At 72.3% G+C, this 18,550-nt stretch carries 18 protein-coding genes; 12 read left to right on the top strand and 6 right to left on the bottom strand.

What is annotated here, in order from left to right:
* Positions 1-84 precede the first annotated feature (84 nt).
* Positions 85-1,263: an acyl-CoA dehydrogenase family protein gene (locus ABT296_RS25070; RefSeq protein WP_351930883.1), complete on the top strand. Its 1,179-nt coding sequence runs from the start codon at positions 85-87 to the stop codon at positions 1,261-1,263.
* Between the two features lie 36 nt (positions 1,264-1,299).
* Here ABT296_RS25070 and ABT296_RS25065 read toward each other — a convergent pair whose 3' ends face one another.
* Entirely contained in the window at positions 1,300-1,737 is a 438-nt protein-coding gene (locus ABT296_RS25065; RefSeq protein ID WP_351930882.1) for a cell division protein SepF, read from the bottom strand.
* A gap of 313 nt (positions 1,738-2,050) precedes the next feature.
* Here ABT296_RS25065 and ABT296_RS25060 point away from each other — a divergent pair, with 313 nt between their 5' ends.
* From ABT296_RS25060 to ABT296_RS25035, 6 genes are all read left to right on the top strand, one after another.
* A complete protein-coding gene (locus tag ABT296_RS25060) occupies positions 2,051-3,214 on the top strand; it encodes a DUF5685 family protein (RefSeq protein ID WP_351930881.1) in 1,164 nt (387 codons plus the stop codon).
* Positions 3,215-3,729: 515 nt separating this feature from the next.
* Positions 3,730-4,638 carry a S1 family peptidase gene (locus ABT296_RS25055; protein WP_351930880.1) on the top strand — a complete coding sequence of 303 codons (909 nt, stop codon included), beginning with the start codon at positions 3,730-3,732 and terminating at the stop codon, positions 4,636-4,638.
* Between the two features lie 154 nt (positions 4,639-4,792).
* Positions 4,793-5,722 (top strand): slipin family protein, encoded by a 930-nt coding sequence (locus ABT296_RS25050; RefSeq protein ID WP_351930879.1) that lies wholly within the window; start codon positions 4,793-4,795, stop codon positions 5,720-5,722.
* A gap of 324 nt (positions 5,723-6,046) precedes the next feature.
* On the top strand, positions 6,047-7,129 hold the full coding sequence (locus ABT296_RS25045) for a S1 family peptidase (RefSeq protein ID WP_351930878.1): 1,083 nt from the start codon (positions 6,047-6,049) through the stop codon (positions 7,127-7,129).
* A gap of 176 nt (positions 7,130-7,305) precedes the next feature.
* The gene (locus tag ABT296_RS25040) at positions 7,306-10,836 is read left to right on the top strand and encodes a DNA polymerase III subunit alpha (protein WP_351930877.1); all 3,531 of its coding nucleotides are present in this window, start codon (positions 7,306-7,308) and stop codon (positions 10,834-10,836) included.
* Entirely contained in the window at positions 10,833-11,807 is a 975-nt protein-coding gene (locus ABT296_RS25035; protein WP_351930876.1) for a DNA polymerase Y family protein, read from the top strand. Before ABT296_RS25040 ends, ABT296_RS25035 begins: the two co-directional genes overlap by 4 nt.
* 65 nt (positions 11,808-11,872) lie before the next feature.
* Here the strand turns inward: ABT296_RS25035 and ABT296_RS25030 are convergent, their stop codons facing one another.
* The gene (locus tag ABT296_RS25030) at positions 11,873-12,247 is read right to left on the bottom strand and encodes a cupin domain-containing protein (protein ID WP_351930875.1); all 375 of its coding nucleotides are present in this window, start codon (positions 12,245-12,247) and stop codon (positions 11,873-11,875) included.
* 100 nt (positions 12,248-12,347) lie between these two features.
* Between ABT296_RS25030 and ABT296_RS25025 the strand changes: the two genes are divergently transcribed.
* Complete coding sequence (locus tag ABT296_RS25025; protein ID WP_351930874.1) at positions 12,348-12,794, top strand: MarR family winged helix-turn-helix transcriptional regulator; 447 nt, start codon at positions 12,348-12,350, stop codon at positions 12,792-12,794.
* A gap of 186 nt (positions 12,795-12,980) precedes the next feature.
* On the top strand, positions 12,981-13,844 hold the full coding sequence (locus tag ABT296_RS25020; protein WP_351930873.1) for a lipase family alpha/beta hydrolase: 864 nt from the start codon (positions 12,981-12,983) through the stop codon (positions 13,842-13,844).
* Positions 13,845-13,901: 57 nt separating this feature from the next.
* On the opposite strand, the gene ABT296_RS25015 is transcribed toward ABT296_RS25020, so the two are convergent.
* Entirely contained in the window at positions 13,902-14,960 is a 1,059-nt protein-coding gene (locus ABT296_RS25015) for a lytic polysaccharide monooxygenase auxiliary activity family 9 protein (RefSeq protein ID WP_351930872.1), read from the bottom strand.
* 170 nt (positions 14,961-15,130) lie between these two features.
* Here ABT296_RS25015 and ABT296_RS25010 point away from each other — a divergent pair, with 170 nt between their 5' ends.
* On the top strand, positions 15,131-15,592 hold the full coding sequence (locus tag ABT296_RS25010; protein WP_351930871.1) for a GNAT family N-acetyltransferase: 462 nt from the start codon (positions 15,131-15,133) through the stop codon (positions 15,590-15,592).
* An 8-nt stretch (positions 15,593-15,600) separates the two neighbouring features.
* Here ABT296_RS25010 and ABT296_RS25005 read toward each other — a convergent pair whose 3' ends face one another.
* Positions 15,601-15,738 (bottom strand): hypothetical protein, encoded by a 138-nt coding sequence (locus ABT296_RS25005; protein ID WP_351930870.1) that lies wholly within the window; start codon positions 15,736-15,738, stop codon positions 15,601-15,603.
* Positions 15,739-15,880: 142 nt separating this feature from the next.
* On the opposite strand from ABT296_RS25005, the gene ABT296_RS25000 reads away from it, so the two are divergent.
* Positions 15,881-16,495 carry a class I SAM-dependent methyltransferase gene (locus ABT296_RS25000; protein WP_351930869.1) on the top strand — a complete coding sequence of 205 codons (615 nt, stop codon included), beginning with the start codon at positions 15,881-15,883 and terminating at the stop codon, positions 16,493-16,495.
* Positions 16,496-16,498: 3 nt separating this feature from the next.
* On the opposite strand, the gene ABT296_RS24995 is transcribed toward ABT296_RS25000, so the two are convergent.
* Both ABT296_RS24995 and ABT296_RS24990 read right to left on the bottom strand, forming a co-directional pair.
* Positions 16,499-17,008 (bottom strand): ribonuclease FAU-1 family protein, encoded by a 510-nt coding sequence (locus ABT296_RS24995; RefSeq protein WP_351930868.1) that lies wholly within the window; start codon positions 17,006-17,008, stop codon positions 16,499-16,501.
* Positions 16,989-17,915, bottom strand: a complete 927-nt coding sequence (locus ABT296_RS24990) for a GNAT family N-acetyltransferase (protein WP_351930867.1) — start codon at positions 17,913-17,915, stop codon at positions 16,989-16,991. The genes ABT296_RS24995 and ABT296_RS24990 overlap by 20 nt, the downstream gene beginning before the upstream one ends.
* A 72-nt stretch (positions 17,916-17,987) precedes the next feature.
* Between ABT296_RS24990 and ABT296_RS24985 the strand changes: the two genes are divergently transcribed.
* A complete protein-coding gene (locus tag ABT296_RS24985; RefSeq protein ID WP_351930866.1) occupies positions 17,988-18,359 on the top strand; it encodes a GntR family transcriptional regulator in 372 nt (123 codons plus the stop codon).
* Positions 18,360-18,550 lie beyond the last annotated feature (191 nt).

Below are 18,550 nucleotides of genomic sequence, written 5' to 3'. Positions count from 1 at the left end.
CTGGACGTGGTGGAGACTGCGTCGTAACGTCGGCCTTCAACCCGTGACTAGCACCGCTAGTTTTGAGCTGCCGGAGGGTCTCCCATGCCGTTGCCCCCGTTCGATCCCGCCGATCCGCTCGGGATCGACGACCTCCTCCAGCCCGAGGACCTCGCGGTCCGCGACACCGTCCGCCGCTGGGCCGCCGACCGAGTCCTGCCGTACGTCGCCGAGTGGTACGAGACCGGCGAGCTGCCCGTCATCCGGGAGCTCGCCCGCGAGCTGGGCTCCCTCGGCGCGCTCGGCATGTCGCTGAGCGGCTACGGCTGCGCCGGCGCCTCCGCCGTCCAGTACGGGCTCGCCTGTCTGGAGCTGGAGGCCGCCGACTCCGGCATCCGGTCCCTGGTCTCCGTGCAGGGCTCCCTCGCCATGTACGCGATCCACCGCTTCGGCAGCGAGGAGCAGAAGCGGGCGTGGCTGCCCTCGATGGCCTCGGGTGAGGTGATCGGCTGCTTCGGGCTCACCGAACCCGACCACGGCTCCGACCCCGCCTCCATGCGGACGTACGCCAAGCGCGACGGCTCCGACTGGGTGCTGACCGGCCGCAAGATGTGGATCACCAACGGGTTCGTGGCCGGGGTCGCGGTGGTGTGGGCGCAGACCGAGGACGGTATCCGCGGCTTCGTGGTGCCCACCGACAGCCCCGGTTTCTCGGCCCCCGAGATCAAGCACAAGCTCTCCCTGCGCGCCTCGGTCACCAGCGAACTCGTCCTGGACGAGGTGCGGCTGCCCGCCGAGGCGGTCCTGCCCGAGGTCACCGGGTTGCGCGGCCCGCTGAGCTGTCTGTCGCACGCGCGCTACGGCATCGTCTGGGGCGCCATGGGCGCGGCGCGCTCCTGCTTCGAGGCGGCGGTCGACTACGCGAAGTCGAGGGAACAGTTCGGGCGGCCGATCGGGGGCTTCCAGCTCACCCAGGCCAAGCTCGCCGACATGGCGGTCGAACTGCACAAGGGGATTCTGCTCGCGCACCATCTCGGGCGGCGGATGGACGCCGGCCGCCTGCGTCCCGAGCAGGTCAGCTTCGGCAAGCTCAACAACGTCCGTGAGGCCATCGACATCTGCCGTACGGCGCGGACGGTCCTCGGCGCCAACGGGATCTCGCTGGAGTACCCGATCATGCGGCACGCGACGAACCTCGAATCGGTGCTGACGTACGAGGGCACCGTCGAGATGCACCAGCTCGTGCTGGGCAAGGCGCTCACCGGGCTCGACGCCTTCCGGTGAACCCCCGAGGGGGCAGGGCCGACTAACGGCCCTGCCTCAGCTCTGGTTGAAGAAACCGTCCGCGCGGTGCGCGGCGGGCTCGCCGTTGATGATCTCCGTGTCGGCCGGGGTCAGCAGGAACACCCGGGTGGAGACCCGCTCGATCGAACCGCGCAGGCCGAAGATCAGACCGGCGGCGAAGTCGACGACGCGCTTGGCGTCGGTGGCCTCCATGGCGGTGAGGTTCATGATCACCGGGACGCCTTCCCGGAACAGTTCGCCGATGTGCCGGGCGTCCCGGAAGCTGTCCGGAGTGACCGTGCCGATCCGGCGGCCCTTCTCCTCGGCGACGTCCGAGGCCACCTTGACCCGGGGGTCGGTGACCCAGGCCTCCCCGGACTCGGTCCCTTCGGAGTAGTCGTCGTCGTAGTAACGCTCGTCATCGTTGTCGTCAACGAGGCCCAGCCAGGCACTCGCCTTGCGCACCGATCCCATGGACGCCTCCTCTCACAGCGGTCTTTCTTGCTTTCCGCATCCCTATGGTCATCCATGATGCGGACGGCGCGCCAAGTGGATAGACGCCGCGCGGGGGGTTTGTGACGGTACTGGTGCACGGCGCGTACGTCGAGGGCCCAGTAGCGCCAAGGGCCTTGCCCCGCATGGCTGCTGACTGTGAGTGAAATATGATTCTTCACGGCGTATGGGTGATGTGCGGTGCGTACGGGTGAACGAGGAGGCCGCGAAACGGGCCGCGGGAGCGGTCGGTACGATGCGGCGGCTCGTGTCGTACCAACCTCGGGGGAGCGTCGTGTTCGGAATCGTCAGGCCCTGTCGGCACCGGCTGGGGGAGCGTCTCGCCGGTCAGTGGATGGCCCATCTGTGCGGTCTCTGCCTGGCGTTGCGCGGGGACCACGGTCAGTTCGCCCGGGTGGTGACCAACTACGACGGCCTGCTGATCTCGGTTCTGACGGAGGCTCAGGCCGAGGCGGCCGACGGGCTGCGGCGCAAGGCCGGGCCCTGTCCGCTGCGCGGGATGCGCACCGCCTCCGTCGCCCGGGGCGAGGGCGCGCGGCTCGCTGCCGCGGTCTCGCTGGTGCTGGCCTCGGCCAAGGTGCGGGACCATGTCGCCGACGGGGACGGGCTGCTGGCGCGCAGGCCGGTGGCGCTGGCCGCCCGCCGGGTCGCGGCCGGCTGGGACGCCGCGGGCGCGCGCGGCGGCTCCGCGGTCGGCTTCGACACCGGGCTGCTGGTGGACGCGGTGGAGCGGCAGACCGGGATCGAGGCGCTGGCGGGCCTCGGCACCTCGCTGCTGGTGGTGACCGAGCCGACCGAGACCGCGACCGGGGCGGCCTTCGCGCACACCGCGGTGCTGGCCGGCCGGCCCGGCAACGCCGAGCCGCTCGCCGAGGCGGGGCGGCTGTTCGGGCGGCTCGCGCATCTGCTGGACGCCGTGGAGGACAGGGAAACTGACGCCGCGTCGGGCGCGTGGAACCCGCTGACCGCGACGGGGACGTCGCTCGCGGAGGCCCGCCGGCTGGCCGACGACGCGCTGCACGGCATACGGCTGGCGCTGCGGGAGGTGTCCTTCACCGATCCGAAGCTCGCGCATCTGCTGCTCGTGCACGAGCTGGGGCGGTCGGTGGACCGGGCGTTCGGGTCGGCGTCGTGCTCCCACATGGCCGGGCCCTACGCGCCGCCCGGGGGCCCGGGCGGTCCGGGACTGCCGCCGGAGCCGCCGCGGCGGGACCGGCGCGGGTTGCTCGCGGGGTGCGCCGTATGGGCCGGATTGGCTTGTACCTGTCAGATGTGCTGCGGGGAGTTCGAGGACCCCTGGACGCGCCAGCGACGGGAGGGGCTGTGCAGCAGTTGCGATTGCAGCGGGTGCGGGGACTGCTGCAGCTGCTGTGACTGTTGCAGCAACTGCTGTGACAGCTGCGGCTGCGACGGGTGTGACTGCGGGTGCAACTGCTAGGCGGGTGCGGTGTGACGGCGGGGTGGTCGCCGGGTTGGGTGGGGTGCGGCCGCCCGGGTAGTGGCCGAGGTGGGACGGGTGCGGCGGCCGGGGTGGCCGGGTGCGGCCGAGGGGCGGCTGTGGTGGTGGGGCGGGTGTGTCGGGGTGGCGCGGTCCGGGGGTCGACGGGCCTTGCGCCGGGGTGGCGGGGGTAGGTGGCCGACGGGCTTCGCGGCAGGCGGCGGGCCCTCGTGCGGCCGTCCCCGCCTGCGTTCGTGAATGATCGTCAGCGGTCGTCGGCCTTCTCGCGCCGGGCCGCCCGAGAGCCCCGGCGGCGCGGCTGTTTCGTCGATGATTCAAAAGTTGACGGCCGAAAGGCGCTCTTGCGCCGGTCGGGCGTGCCGCCGAATACTCCCCCACAGCGCTTGTCAGGAGCACGGCATGTTCGGAATCCGGACGACCCCGGTTCCTGGCTGCGCCTCACGGGCCCGAAAACCCCACGAGGGCCCCCGACTTCCCATGTGGAGGAACGAAAAGTGAGGATCAAGCGCACCACCCCTCGCAGCGGAATCACGAGACGGACTCGGCTGATCGCCGTATCGACCGGCCTCGTGGCCGCCGCAGCCATCGCGATCCCCAGCGCGAACGCGGCCGACACCCCCACCGCCTTCAGCTCCGCCGAGCTGAAGAGCGCGAGCGGCTCTGTGCTCAAGGCAGATGTGCCGGGGACCGCCTGGGCCGTCGACAGCAAGACCAACCGTGTCGTCGTCACCGTCGACAGCACGGTCTCCAAGGCCGAGATCGCCCAGATCCGCGAGCAGGCCGGAGCCAACGCCGACGCCCTCACCATCAAGCGCACCGCGGGCAAGTTCGAGAAGTACATCGCGGGCGGCGACGCCATCTATGCGAGTAGCTGGCGCTGTTCCCTCGGCTTCAACGTCCGCAACAGCGCGGGCGCCTACTACTTCCTGACCGCCGGCCACTGCACCGACGGCGCGGGTTCGTGGTACTCCAACTCCGGTCGTACGACGGTGCTCGGGCCGACCTCCGGCTCCAGCTTCCCGACGAACGACTACGGCCTGGTGCGCTACACCAACACCACGGTCACCAAGTCGGGCACCGCCGGCAACACGGACATCGTCCGCGCGGCCAACCCGACCGTGGGCACCAGCGTCATCCGTGACGGCTCCACCACCGGCATCCACACCGGCACCGTCACCGGTCTCAACGCGACCGTCAACTACGGCGGCGGCGACATCGTCTACGGCATGATCCAGACCAACGTCTGTGCCGAGCCCGGCGACTCCGGTGGCCCGCTCTACGGCAGCAACGGCACCGCCTACGGTCTGACCTCGGGCGGCAGCGGCAACTGCTCCTCGGGCGGCACCACGTTCTTCCAGCCCGTGGTGGAGGCCCTGAACGCCTACGGGATGAGCGTCTTCTAGACCCACCCGCGCACGCAGCCGGCAGCGCACGGGCCCCCGCACACAACTGGTGTGCGGGGGCTCGCCCTTGTCCGGCCACGGGGTTACCGTCGAGACGGACACCGGGTGGGCACCTGGCCGCCCGATGCGTCCACGTCGGACTCTGGGGGCCGCGATGGTCGAGGAGCTGGTAGCGGCGGGGGCGGCGCTCGCCTCCGTCGGAGCGGTGTACGTGATGTCCGCGGCGCGCGTGGTCAAACAGTACGAGCGCGGTGTCGTCTTCCGGCTCGGCAGGCTCCGCCCCCAGGTGCGCGGCCCGGGTTTCACCCTGGTCGTCCCGGGCGTGGACCGGCTGCACAAGGTCAACATGCAGATCGTGACGATGCCGGTGCCGGCCCAGGAGGGCATCACCCGGGACAACGTCACCGTGCGGGTGGACGCGGTCGTCTACTTCAAGGTCGTGGACGCGGCCGACGCCCTGGTGAAGGTCGAGGACTACCGGTTCGCGGTCTCGCAGATGGCGCAGACCTCGCTGCGTTCGATCATCGGCAAGAGCGATCTGGACGACCTCCTCTCGGACCGGGAGAAGCTCAACCAGGGCCTGGAGCTGATGATCGACAGCCCGGCGATCGGCTGGGGCGTGCAGATCGACCGGGTGGAGATCAAGGACGTCTCCCTGCCCGAGACGATGAAGCGGTCGATGGCCCGGCAGGCCGAGGCGGACCGGGAGCGGCGGGCCCGGATCATCAACGCCGACGCCGAACTCCAGGCGTCGAAGAAGCTCGCCGAGGCCGCCCAGCAGATGGAGGACACCCCCTCCGCCCTCCAGCTCCGCCTGCTCCAGACGGTGGTGGCCGTCGCCGCGGAGAAGAACTCCACCCTGGTGCTGCCGTTCCCGGTGGAGCTGCTGCGCTTCCTGGAACGCGCCCAGCAACCGGTGTTCCAGCCGCAGCCGCAGCCGCAGCCGCAGCCGCAGCCGCAGCCCCAGCCGCCGGTGGCCGAGGCCGTCCCGTCGCAGCCCGCGCCCGCGCCCGCGCCTTCGCCCGTGCCCGCCGCGGGACAGCAAGCGCCTTCTTCTCCCGACGGTCAACTCCCGTCTGTCTGAACGCCCTTGGAGCCGCGCCCTGTCAGGGCTGTTTCAGGACAGGCGTAGACCTCACTCGGCGCATATCGGTTACTCGCAGGTAGTGTTTGCAGCGCGAAGCCGCCCGTGCTGACTGTGCACGGTCAAGAATGCGCGGGCATGGTGTGAACTCCGTGTGTACGTCCGGAAGTCGACCTTGTGTGCCCCCTGTGAGGCTCGGAATAGTAGGCGGCGATCAACCGGCACGGACGCGGCATTTTGCGGTACGCCGCCCCTGTGACCGAACGCCTTCCGGTCCGGAGGCCCCCACAGCCTCCGGATCGACCCCCCACAGGAGGACGTGAGTTGAAGCACCGACGCATACCCAAGCGGCGGGCCGCAGTGGTAGGTGCGGGCATCACCGCACTGGTGGCCGCTGGAGTCACCTTCCAGACTGCGAACGCGAGCGAGTCGCCGACGGACGCCGCCCCCGAGACCCTGTCGGTCACGGCGGCCGGAAAGCTCGCCTCGACGCTGGTCAAGAACCTCGGCGCGGACGCGGCCGGCGTGTACTACGACGCGGACGGCAGGAACCTCGTCGTGAACGTGCTGGACGAGGGCGCGGCGGAGACCGTCGAGGCCGCCGGCGCGAAGGCGCGGGTCGTGGCGAACTCCCTCGCCGAGCTGAAGAGCGCGCGCGGCACGCTCAAGCAGGACGCCACCATCCCGGGCACCTCCTGGGTGACCGACCCGACGACCAACAAGGTCGTGGTCACCGCGGACCGCACGGTCTCCGACGCCGAGTGGGCCAAGCTCACCGAGGTCGTCGACGGGCTCGGGGCGACGGCGGAACTCCAGCGCACCAAGGGAGAGTTCAAGCCCTTCGTCGCGGGCGGCGACGCCATCACCGACGGCAGCGGCCGCTGTTCGCTCGGCTTCAACGTGGTCAAGGGCGGGGAGCCGTTCTTCCTGACCGCGGGACACTGCACGGAAGGCATCACCAACTGGCAGGACGCCAGTGGGAACCAGCTCGGCACCAACGAGGTGTCCAGCTTCCCGGACAACGACTACGGCCTGGTGAAGTACACCGCCGAGGTCGACCACCCGAGCGAGGTCAACCTCTACGACGGTTCCGCCCAGGCGATCTCCGGCGCGGCCGACGCGACGGTCGGCATGCAGGTCACCCGGAGCGGCTCGACCACCCAGGTGCACTCCGGCGCGGTCACCGGTCTCGACGCCACCGTGAACTACGGCAACGGCGACATCGTCAACGGACTCATCCAGACCGATGTCTGCGCCGAGCCCGGTGACAGCGGCGGCTCGCTGTTCTCCGGCGACAAGGCGGTCGGCCTCACCTCCGGCGGCAGCGGTGACTGCGCCTCCGGCGGGGAGACCTTCTTCCAGCCGGTGACCGAGGCGCTGTCGGCCACGGGTACCGAGATCGGCTGAGGCTCCGCACGCTCCGTGAAAGTCCCGCCCCGCGCGCGAGGGGCGGGACTTTCGTCTGCCCGGACGGACGTTTCCGCAGGCGGGGGAGGGGTGAACCGTTGTCGTACATGTGTTCGAGATTTGGTCTATGGTGGGGTGCGGTGGTCGGGAACTAGTGTTCGATTTCGGAGGGGTGGATGCCCGGGTTCACGCATCTGCGCACCGCTTCCGGGTTCTCCCTGCGCTATGGCGCCTCGCATCCGGAGCGGCTGGCCGAGCGTGCCGCCGAACGGGGCATGGACGCCCTCGCCCTCACCGACCGCGACACCCTCGCGGGCGCCGTCCGCTTCGCCAAGGCCTGCGCGAAGGCGGGGGTCCGGCCCCTGTTCGGCACGGAACTGGCGGTGGAGGGCTTCGACCCCGAGAGCCTCGCGAGGGGGGAGAACCCCGTACGGCGGGAGAACCCCGTACGTCAGGGGGGCCTCGTCCGGCAGGAGGGAGCCGAGGGGCGGGGGAGGGGGGCGCGGCGGCCGGACCCCGAGCGGCCGGAGCGGCGCCGGGCCCCCGTGCGGGGCGGTGCCTTCATCGACGAGTCGACACCCCGGGTCGCCTTCCTCGCCCGGGACGGCGCCCGCGGCTGGGCCGATCTCTGCGGAATCGTCACCGCATCGCACTCCGGAGAGGGCCCGCCGCTGCTGCCCCGGGCCGACAACCGGGGCGACGGACTCACCGTCCTGCTCGGTCCCGACTCCGACGTCGGCCGCGCCCTCGCCGCCGGCCGCCCCGACCGCGCGGCCCGGCTGCTGATCCCCTGGCGGGAGGTCTACGGCGACGCGCTGCGCCTGGAGGCCGTCTGGCACGGCCGCAAGGGCACCGGCCCCGGCTCCCTGCGGCTGGCCGCCCGCACCGTCGGTTTCGCGGCCGAGCAGCGGATCAGGCCGGTGCTCAGCAACGCCGTCCGCTACGCCGACCCAGGTCAGGGCCCGGTCGCCGACATCCTGGACGCCGCCCGCCGGCTCGTCCCCGTCGACCCCGCCAAGGAGCTGGACTCCGGTGAGGCCTGGCTCAAGGGCGTCGACGCCATGCTGGACGCCGCCGAGCGGATCGTGGAGGCCGCGGGCTTCCGGCGCGACACCGCGCACCGGCTGCTGGAGCAGACGCGGGCGACGGCCGCCGAGTGCCTGGTCGACCCCGAGGACGACCTCGGCATCGGCACCGTCCGCTTCCCCGAACCGGCTCTGGTCGGCGCGGACCGGCGTACCGCCCAGCGGGTGCTCGCCTCGCGGGCGGCGGCCGGGATGGTGCTGCGCGGCTACGCGGGCCGGCGCCCCTACTGGGAGCGGATGCACCGGGAGCTGGACGTCATCGCCCACCACGGCTTCGCCTCCTACTTCCTGACGGTCGCTCGGGTCGTGGACGACGTGAAGGGCATGGGCATCCGGGTGGCCGCGCGCGGGTCCGGTGCGGGCTCGCTCGTCAACCACCTCCTCGGCATCGCCCACGCCGACCCCGTCGAGCACGGGCTGCTGATGGAGCGCTTCCTGTCCGAGCGCCGGTCGGTGCTGCCCGACATCGACATCGACGTGGAGTCCGCGCGCCGGCCGGAGGTCTACCGCGCGATCATCGGCCGGTTCGGCGCCGAGCGGGTGGCCACGGTCGCGATGCCCGAGACGTACCGGGTCCGCCACGCGATCCGGGACGTGGGCGCGGCCCTGTCCATGGACCCCGCGGACATCGACCGCATCGCCAAGTCCTTCCCGCACCTCCGCGCCCGCGACGCCCGGGCCGCGCTGGAGGAACTGCCCGAACTGCGGGAACTGGCGGGGGAGAAGGAGAAGTACGGGCGGCTGTGGGAGCTGACCGAGGCCCTGGACGCCCTGCCGCGCGGGGTCGCCATGCACCCCTGCGGAGTGCTCCTGTCCGACGCCTCCCTGCTCGCCCGTACCCCGGTCGTGCCGACCGGCGGCGAGGGCTTTCCCATGTCGCAGTTCGACAAGGACGACGTGGAGGACCTGGGGCTGCTCAAGCTCGATGTGCTGGGCGTGCGGATGCAGTCGGCGATGACGCACGCGGTCGCGGAGGTGGAGCGGGCGACGGGGTCGAGGCTCGACCTGGACTCCGTACCGCCCGGCGACCCGGCGACGTACGCGCTGATCCGGTCCACCGAGACGCTCGGCTGCTTCCAGATCGAGTCGCCGGGCCAGCGGGACCTGGTCGGACGGCTTCAGCCGGCCACCTTCCACGACCTGGTCGTCGACATCTCGCTCTTCCGGCCCGGACCGGTCGCCGCCGACATGGTGCGGCCGTTCATCGAGGCCCGGCACGGGCGGGCGCCGGTGCGCTACCCGCACCCCGACCTGGAGGAGCCGCTGAAGGGGACCTACGGGGTCGTCGTCTTCCACGAGCAGGTCATCGACATCGTCGACATCATGACCGGCTGCGGACGCGCCGAGGCGGACCGGGTGCGGCGCGGGCTGTCCGACCCGGAGTCGCAGGGGCGGATCAGGTTCTGGTTCGCCGAGCACGCGGCGGCCCGGGGGTACGACGCGGAGACGGTCCGGCGGACCTGGGAGATCGTCGAGGCCTTCGGGTCGTACGGCTTCTGCAAGGCGCACGCGGTGGCCTTCGCCGTGCCGACGTACCAGTCGGCCTGGCTGAAGGCGCACCACCCGGCCGCCTTCTACGCCGGGCTGCTCACCCACGACCCCGGGATGTACCCCAAGCGGCTGCTGCTGGCGGACGCGCGGCGGCGGGGGGTGCCGGTCCTGCCCCTGGACGTGAACCGGTCGGCGGTCGCCCACCGTATCGAACTGGTGTCTGAATCGCCTTCGGTGTGGGGGCTGCGGCTCGCCCTCTCCGACGTGCACGGCATCAGCGAGGCCGAGGCGGCGCGGATCGCGGCCGGGCAGCCGTACGCCTCGCTGCTGGACTTCTGGGAGCGGGCCCGGCCGAGCCGTCCTCTGGCCCAGAGGCTGGCGCAGGTCGGCGCGTTGGACGCGTTCGGCGCCAACCGGCGTGATCTGCAACTGCACCTGACCGAGCTGCACCGGGGCGCGCGGGGTGCCGGAGGCGGTCAACTCCCGCTGTCCGGCGGGCGGAGGACCGCGCCCGCCGGGCTGCCGGACCTGTCCTCCGCCGAGCGGCTCAGCGCCGAGCTGGGCGTGCTCTCCATGGACGCCTCGCGCCATCTGATGGACGACCACCGGGAGTTCCTGGCGGAGCTGGGCGTGGTCGGCGCGCGCCGGCTGCGCGAGGTGCGGCACGGGGAGACGGTGCTGGTCGCGGGCGCCAAGGCGGCCACCCAGACCCCGCCGATCCGGTCCGGCAAGCGGGTCATCTTCTCCACCCTCGACGACGGCACCGGCCTGGTCGACCTCGCCTTCTTCGACGACTCCCACGACGCCTGCGCGCACACCGTCTTCCACTCCTGGCTGCTGCTGGTGCGCGGAGTGGTCCAGCGGCGCGGGCCGCGCAGCCTCAGTGTGGTGGGCGCCGCCGCCTGGAACCTCGCCGAACTGGTCGAACTGCGCGCGGAGGGCGGGCTCGACACGGTGGCGGCGCGGCTCGCGGAGCCGGTGCCCGAGGGCGGCGCCGACCCGACCGGCGGCCGACGCATCCAGATGCCGACCGGATACGAAATGCATCCGTGGGCCGATCTGCGTCCCGCGGGTCAGGAGCCCTCACAGACAAGGAAGTTGTGGCATCAGAGTCCGGGGAGTGCGGGATGACCATTCTCTGCGTACGTTTCCAGCTGCCGCCGATGCACGAGGCGGCCCCGCCCGGGCTGCTCGGGCTGCTGGAGGAGTTCTCGCCCGTGGTGGAGGCGCTGCCGCCGGACGGGGCGCTGGTCGATCTGCGGGGCGCCGAAAGGTACTTCGGGCGCAGCGCGGTCGAACTGGCCTCCGTGATCCGGGTGCGGGCGCTCGCGCTGTACGGCGTGGACTGCGTGATCGGGGCCGGCCCGGGGACCACGCTGGCCCGGATGGCGCTGCGGGACGCCCGGCCCGGGGTGACCTGTGTCGTGCCGCCGGAGCGTGACGCCGTCGTGGAGTTCCTCGCCGACCGGCCCGTCACGGCGCTGCCGGGGGTGGGCCCGGCCACCGCCCGCACCCTGTGCGAGTACGGCCTCGACAGCCTCGGCCGGGTCGCCTCCGCACCGCTGTCCACGCTGCAACGGCTGGTCGGGGCGAAGGCGGGACGGGAGCTGCACGAGAAGGCCAACGGGGTGGACCGCGGACGGGTGGTGCCGGACGGGTCCGCCCGCTCCCTGGTCACCGAACGCCCCTTCGGGCGCGACGAACTGGACCCCGACCGGCACCGGCGGGCGCTGGTCTCGGCCGCCGAAGAGCTGGGGGCCCGGCTGCGGGCGCTGGACCAGGTGTGCGGGACGCTGACGCTCACCGTGCGGTACGCGGACCGCTCGGCGACCACGCGCAGCCGGACCCTGAAGGAGCCGACCGCGCACTCGGCCGCGCTGACCCGGGTGGCGTACGGGATGTACGAGGCGCTGGGACTCCAGCGGGCCCGGGTGCGCGCGCTCGCGCTGCGGGCGGAGGGGCTCGACCCCGCCGAGGGGGCCTCGTACCAGCTCAGCCTGGACCCGGTCGACGAGAAGGTGCGGCGGATCGAGGAGGTCGCGGACCTGCTGCGGGCGAGGTTCGGGCCCCGGGCGGTGGTGCCGGGGGTGCTGGCGGCGTGAACCCCGCCCGCGCCGGCCGCCGGCGGTCGTCCGCCCGCGGCCGGTCCGGTTGGGCGGGCGTGGGGTCAGTTGGCCCACGGGGGAGTGAGCACGGTGCCGTCGGCCAGTTCGGCCGTCAGGCCCACGGAGGTGGTCACCCAGGTCAGGGCGGTGTGGTCGGCCGGGTTCTCGACGGCGAGGGTCGCGCCCGCGTTGACGACGAGGGTGTCGCCGGCGGCGAGGTCGTCGGTGCGGCCGTCGACCGTGACGCGCAGGCTGCCGACGAGGACGTGCAGGATCTCCTCCCGGTCGACGGTGTGGGCCGGCGCCCTGGTCCCCGGCGGGACCTCGCCGCGCCAGGCGCACAGCTCCTTGCTGCCGGTGCGGGGTGCGGCGTACGAGACGAAGCGGACGCCGTGGATGTCGTGGGTGACGGTGTCGGACGAGCGGATCACGGGCATGGCTCTCCCCCGGGGATAGATGGTCAAGCTGCTTGACCAATTGGTCGGTCTCCATGGTCAAGCCGCTTGACCATCCAGTCAAGGGTGTTTCAATGCCTGCGTGCACAACTCCGAGGCCGTCGCCCTGTCCACCGCCCTGCTCGCCGCCGCCGGCGAGCTGACCCAGCGCATCAACGACGGGGTCGTGGCCCGGGGTTTCGAGGGGATGCGGCCCGCGCACGGCTTCGCCTTCGCCCGGCTCGCCCCGCACGGCGCGACCGCCACCGAGCTGGCGGCGCATCTGGGGGTCACCAAGCAGGCCGCGAGCCAGCTCGTCGACGAGCTGGTGCGCAAGGGGTACGTCGAGCGCCGGCCGCATCCCGAGGACGCGCGTGCCCGGCTGGTCGTCCTGACCGAACGGGGCTGGGCCTGCACCCGGGCGGCCGAGGCGGCGATGGCCGACGCCGTGCGGGCCTGGGAGGGCGTGCTCGGTGCGGGTGAACTGCGGGCGTTGCGCGACCGGCTGGCCCGCATCGCGCCCTATGGTCCCATCAAGCCCACCTGGTGACGTTTCGTCAGCCCCATTACACCCTTCACCGGTCGACACCGGCTATCACTGGAAGTTTTTACTGACGCGTAACTTCCCCCTTGAACTACTGGTCCGTAACTTGGCAGTTGAACCAGTATCCCGTGATCCGGATCACAGGGCGCAAGGCCGTCGTACCTCCCCCTTGAGCCGCGAGGAGATCACCCGATGCTGCCCTGGAAGAGACTGTTCCGACCACTGGCCGCGCTGCTGCTGACCGCCGCGGTCGCCGTCGTCCCCGCCGCCACGACCGCCCAGGCCGCCGAGACCACCAGTTCCGGCTGGAACGACTACTCCTGCAAGCCCTCCGCCGCACACCCCCGGCCCGTCGTCCTGGTGCACGGCACCTTCGGCAACTCCGTCGACAACTGGCTCGGTCTCGCGCCCTATCTGACCAAGCGCGGCTACTGCGTCTTCTCGCTCGACTACGGTCAGCTGCCCGGCGTGCCGTTCTTCCACGGACTGGGCCGGATCGACCGGTCGGCGGAGCAACTGGACGCCTTCGTCGACAAGGTGCTCGCCGCGACCGGTGCCGCCGAGGCGGACCTGGTGGGCCATTCGCAGGGCGGCATGATGCCCCGCTACTACCTGAAGTTCCTCGGCGGAGCGGCCGAGGTGAACGCCCTGGTCGGTATCGCGCCCGACAACCACGGCACCAACCTGTCCGGCCTCACCAACCTGCTGCCCTTCTTCCCGGGCGCCGAGGACCTGCTCTCCGCCGCCACGCCCGGACTCGCCGACCAGATCGTCGGCTCCGCCTTTCTCACCAAGCTGAACGCGGGCGGCGACACCGTGCCCGGCGTCAGGTACACGGTCATCGCCACCAAGTACGACCAGGTCGTGACGCCGTACCGGAGCCAGTTCCTGGACGGGCCGGACGTCCGCAACGTCCTGCTCCAGGACCTGTGCCCGGTCGATCTGTCCGAGCACCTGGCGATCGGGCTGTTCGACCGGATCGCCTTCCACGAGGTCGCCAACGCCCTCGACCCCGCGCGCGCGAAGCGCACCACCTGCGCGTCGGCGTTCAGTTGAGCCCCACCGGGGCCTGACCGGCCTGAGCCGCCCGTCAGGCCCCGGAGTCCCCGAGGGTCAGCGGTCGTGCCGGCCGCCCGCCGCGGCCCGCCGCCGCACCGACATGAACAGGGCGGCGGCGCCGAGCGCCAGGGTCGCCGCACCGCCCATCGCGATGTACGAGGTGCTGCTGTCGCCGCCGGTCTCGGCGAGGTTCTCCGTGGTCCCGGCCGCCTTCGGCCGGTTGGCGGCGGCCGTCTCCTCACCGCCGTCCTCGTTCTCCGCGACGGGCTCCGCCGAGGTACTGGCGTCCTGGTCGCCGTGGCCCCCGTGCTCGATCGTCGACTCCTCGGCGCCGTCCTCGATCTGCTCCTCGGAGGGCGCGGAGGCGGTCGGCGCGGGGGCGTCGTCCGCCGTGTCCCCCGAACCCGAGCCGGACCCCGAGCCGGAACCCGTGTCGGCCCCCGTGCCGGAGCCGCTGCCGCCGCTCGCGCCGCCGAAGGTGACGTCCGAGCAGGAGTAGAACGCCTCCGGGCTGTCCGAGCGCTGCCAGACCGCGTACAGGACCTGCTTGCCGGAACGCTCCGGCAGCGTGCCGGAGAAGGTGTAGAAGCCGCCGGACGCGGCCGGGTCGGTGACCGTCGCCACCGGGTTGGCGAGGTCCAGGTCGCCCCAGGCCAGCGGCTGCGTCGGGTCGTAGCCCTCCTTGGTGACGTACACCTTGAAGGTGCCCTTGTGGGGCGCGGTCACCCGGTACTTGAAGGTGTACGAGCCGCTGCTGACGCTCGTGGCCGGCCAGTCGGCGCGGGCCAGGTCCAGGCCCTTGAACGCGTCGCTGCCCGCGCTGCACAGCTTGCCGTCGGGGATCAACTCCTGGTGGCGTCCGGCCGCGTCACCGATGCGGATGCCGTTCCAGTCGTACAGCGCCTGCGTTCCCCCGGCCGCGACGGCCGCCTTGCAGGCGGCGGACCTCGGGCTCTCGGGGCCCTCCGCGTAGCACTGCGCAACCCGGCTGACCGGGTCGCCCATCGAGCCGTGCGCGGCCGCGGGCGCGGCCCCCAGCGCGGTCAGTGCGAGCGGTGCGACACCGACAACGGCGACGGAGGCGGCGGTGGCGACCCTGCGGCGTGCGGGCATGGGGAACTCCTGTGGAACAGTCGTCGGTTGCTGTGCTGGAACCCGTGGGGGCGATCAGCAAGCTAGCCCGCCGGAACCGCGAAATCGCCTGCTGGAGGCGGGTGACGGTGATCCTTATGGTGCCGTTAAGGGAGTGCTGAGACTCCGCTCAGGTAGCTACCGTTCAGGGCATGACGCACGAGGAGATCCGGCCCGCCGGGGCCGCCGACGTGGCCGCGGTCAAGACCGTGACCGACGACGCCTACCGTCACTACATCGAGCGCATCGGCGTGGTGCCCATGCCGATGCGGGCCGATCACGCCGCGAACGTCGCCGCCGGCCGGGTGTTCGTCACCGAGGAGCCCGGCGGCGGGCGCGTGATCGGGCTGGTCGTGGTCGAGGCGCACGCCGACCATCTCCACCTCGACAGCATCGCCGTCCACCCCGACGCGCACGGACGCGGCGTCGGGCGACGGCTGCTGGAGTTCGTGGAGGCACACGCGCGCGCCCTCGCACTGCCGGAGATCAGGCTCTGCACCAACGCCCTGATGTGGGAGAACCAGAGGATCTACCCGAAATTCGGCTACGAGGCCGTGGAACGCCGCGTGGACGGGCCCTACGACCGCGTCCACTACCGCAAGCGGCTGAGCTGAGCGGCCGGTCAGCCGTCCGGCCACCATGTTCGTGCGATGTCCTCGCGGATCTCGGGGCGGGCCGCGGGGCGTTCATCGCTCTTCTCACGGGGAGTCCGGCGCGACTCCGACTTCTTCAAAGGCTTCTGCACGGTGATGCGGCGCATGGCTGCCTCCTTCGGTGCCTACTGTCTTCCGCGTTTTTCACGGAGGTAGACCCTTTCGGGGAGACTTCCTCATCGGCGGCCGCTCTGTCAGTGGCCGCAGTCACGATTTCGACTGTCAGTGGCCTGTGTCACTCTCGGGCGTATGGCGAGAAACCGTGACGAGACGACCGCACCGCGTACCGACTGGGACGCCGAGGCCCCCTCCTTCGACGACAAGCCCGACCACGGCCTGCGCGACCCCGAGATCCGCCGTGCCTGGGCCGGACGGCTGCGCGACTGGCTGCCCGGCCCGCCCGGCGACGTCCTCGACCTCGGCTGCGGCACCGGCAGCCTGTCGCTGCTCGCGTCCGAACAGGGACACCGGGTCACCGGAGTCGACAGCTCCGCCGCCATGATCGCGCTCGCCCGCGCCAAGCTCGCCGGACGTGACGCCGTGTTCCTGCCCGGTGACGCCGCCGCGCCCCCCGTCGGCGAACAGCGCTACGACGCCCTGCTCGTCCGGCACGTCCTGTGGGCCCTGCCCGACCCCGGGCGCGCCCTGCGCCACTGGCGGGGCCTGTTGCGCCCGGGAGGACGGATGGTGCTGGTCGAGGGCGTCTGGGGGACCGTCGACCCGGTCGGGATCCCGGCCGCCCGGCTCACGGCGCTCCTCGGACCGCTCGCCGCCGAGGTGCGCCTCGAACGGCTGTCCGGCGACCCCCTGCTCTGGGGGCGGGCCGTGGACGACGAGCGGTACGCGGCGGTGGCCGTGCTGTGAGGCTCAGTCCAGCAGGTCCAGCAGGGAGGTGAAGTCGCCGGTACGGGCCCGGGACTCCAGTTCGTCCAGGGCGGCGACGGCAGCCGCGGCGGCCGCCGGATCGCGCTCCCGCAGACCGCTCTCCTCGAACTCGTCCTCGTCCAGGCGCCGTACGTCCGTGCCGTCGGCCGACCGCCACAGGTCCAGGTCGAGGTCCTCCACCGTCAACCGTGAGCCGGACAGTTCCGCCGGGCGCGTGATGTCGCAGTACCAGCCCTTCAGCGCGCCCGTGGCGGTACGGACCTCCTTCACCGAGTACCAGCGGTCCCGCCAGTAGTACTCGGTGAACACGTCGCCCGCCTCGAAGCGCACGAAACCGAAGTCCCGGACGCCCTCCCCGGCCCACGGGGCGCGCACGGCGACCCGGACACCGTCGTCGGAGAGGAGCTCCGCCGAGTAACCGATCTTCGTGCGGCCGCCCTTGACCAGGACGACCTCCACCGTCGCGCCCGGCTCAGCCGAGTTCGCGGACATACCGCACCTCCGTCGCACAGATCTCGTACCCGAACCACTCGTTGATCGCGAGCATCGGCCCGTTGCCGGTGTCGTTGCCCGTGAACGCCTCCGTGTACCCGGCCGCGCGCGCCCGGTGCAGGGAGTCGTTCTTGGCGAGTTTGGCCAGGCCCCGGCCGCGGTGGGCACGGGCCGTGCCGGTCATGGCGGTGGCGTACCGGGTGCCGTCCGTGCGGGCGGCACTGAACGCGACGGGGCGGCCCTCGACGACGGCCACCGTGGTCAGTCCGAGGTCGGTCAGCGGATGCCGCCAGACGTTCGCCAACCACTCCTCGTAGTCGGTGAGTTCGGCGCCCGCGTCGCCCGGCTCGTCGGAGGTGACCTCCGCGTCGAGGTCGAACACCGGGCGCGGGTCGGCCGCGAAGGCGGAGGCCGGGCGCAGTTCGACACCGGGGGGCGGGGTCCGCCGCTCGGGCAGGGTGCCGTGGGCGAGGTCCAGGCGCAGGAAGTGCGCGGAACGGCTCGGCCGGTAGCCGTGCGCCTCGGCGAAGGCGCGGTTGGCCGGCTCGTCCAGGACCCAGGCCAGCAGCCGGACCGCGCCGAGCGAGGCCAGGTACTCCTCGGCGGCGCGCAGCAGCAGGCCCCCGGCGCCGCGCCGGGTGCGCTCCGGATGCGTGTACACGTTGACGAAGCCCTGGCCCGGCTCCGGGCTCTCGTGCAGCAGACCGACCTGAGCGGTGCCGATGATCTCGCCGTCCTCCTCGGCGACCAGCGGCCGGTAGTGGGCCTCGGCGGGGAGATGGGCCAGGTCGTGGGCGAGGGAGTCGGGGCTGATGACGTAGAACGGCAGGGCGCTGTGCCGGACGGCGGTGAAGCCCTCCAGGTCCGCTCGCACGCCGGGCCCGATCTCCCGCACGATGACAGTCATGTGGCCGCACGTTACGGGCGGGGCGCCGCCGAGTGCCTCTCATTTTCCGGCGGGTGCGGGACAATCACCTGCGTGACCTTGAAGATCCACATCGATGACGGCGCACCGCCCTACGAGCAGGTGCGGGCGCAGATCTCCGAGCAGGCGCGGGCCGGGGTGCTGCCGGTGGGGTACCGGCTGCCCACCGTGCGCGGGCTCGCCGAGTCGCTGGGGCTGGCCGCGAACACGGTCGCCAAGGCCTACCGGGCGCTGGAGACCGACGGGGTGATCGAGACCCGGGGCCGCAACGGCACCTTCGTCGCCGCGGCCGGCTCCGCCGCGGAACGGGAGGCCTCGACGGCCGCCCGGACCTACGCCGAGCGGGCCCGCCGGCTCGGCCTGGACGAGGCCGCGGCCCTCACCGCGGTGCGGGAAGCCCTGCGGGCGGCGTACGAGGAGGACTGAACCGGGGGCGGGGCGGACGTGCCCCGGGCCCTCGACAACAGCGGATCGTGTGCTCGGGCCCGCGGCAGGGGCGGGTTCCGTGCCCGCGCCCTGGGACGGCAGCGGGTCCCGTACCCGGGCCCTGGGGCAACGGTGAGTTCCGTACTTGGGCCCTGGGGTCAGTTGCGGGTCCCGTGCCCTGGGACGGCAGC

This window comes from Streptomyces sp. NPDC000983 (assembly GCF_040299205.1).
In the GTDB taxonomy this organism is placed as follows: domain Bacteria; phylum Actinomycetota; class Actinomycetes; order Streptomycetales; family Streptomycetaceae; genus Streptomyces.
The sequence above is the reverse complement of the archived record's forward strand: the minus strand, read 5'-3'. Positions and strand labels throughout refer to the sequence as shown.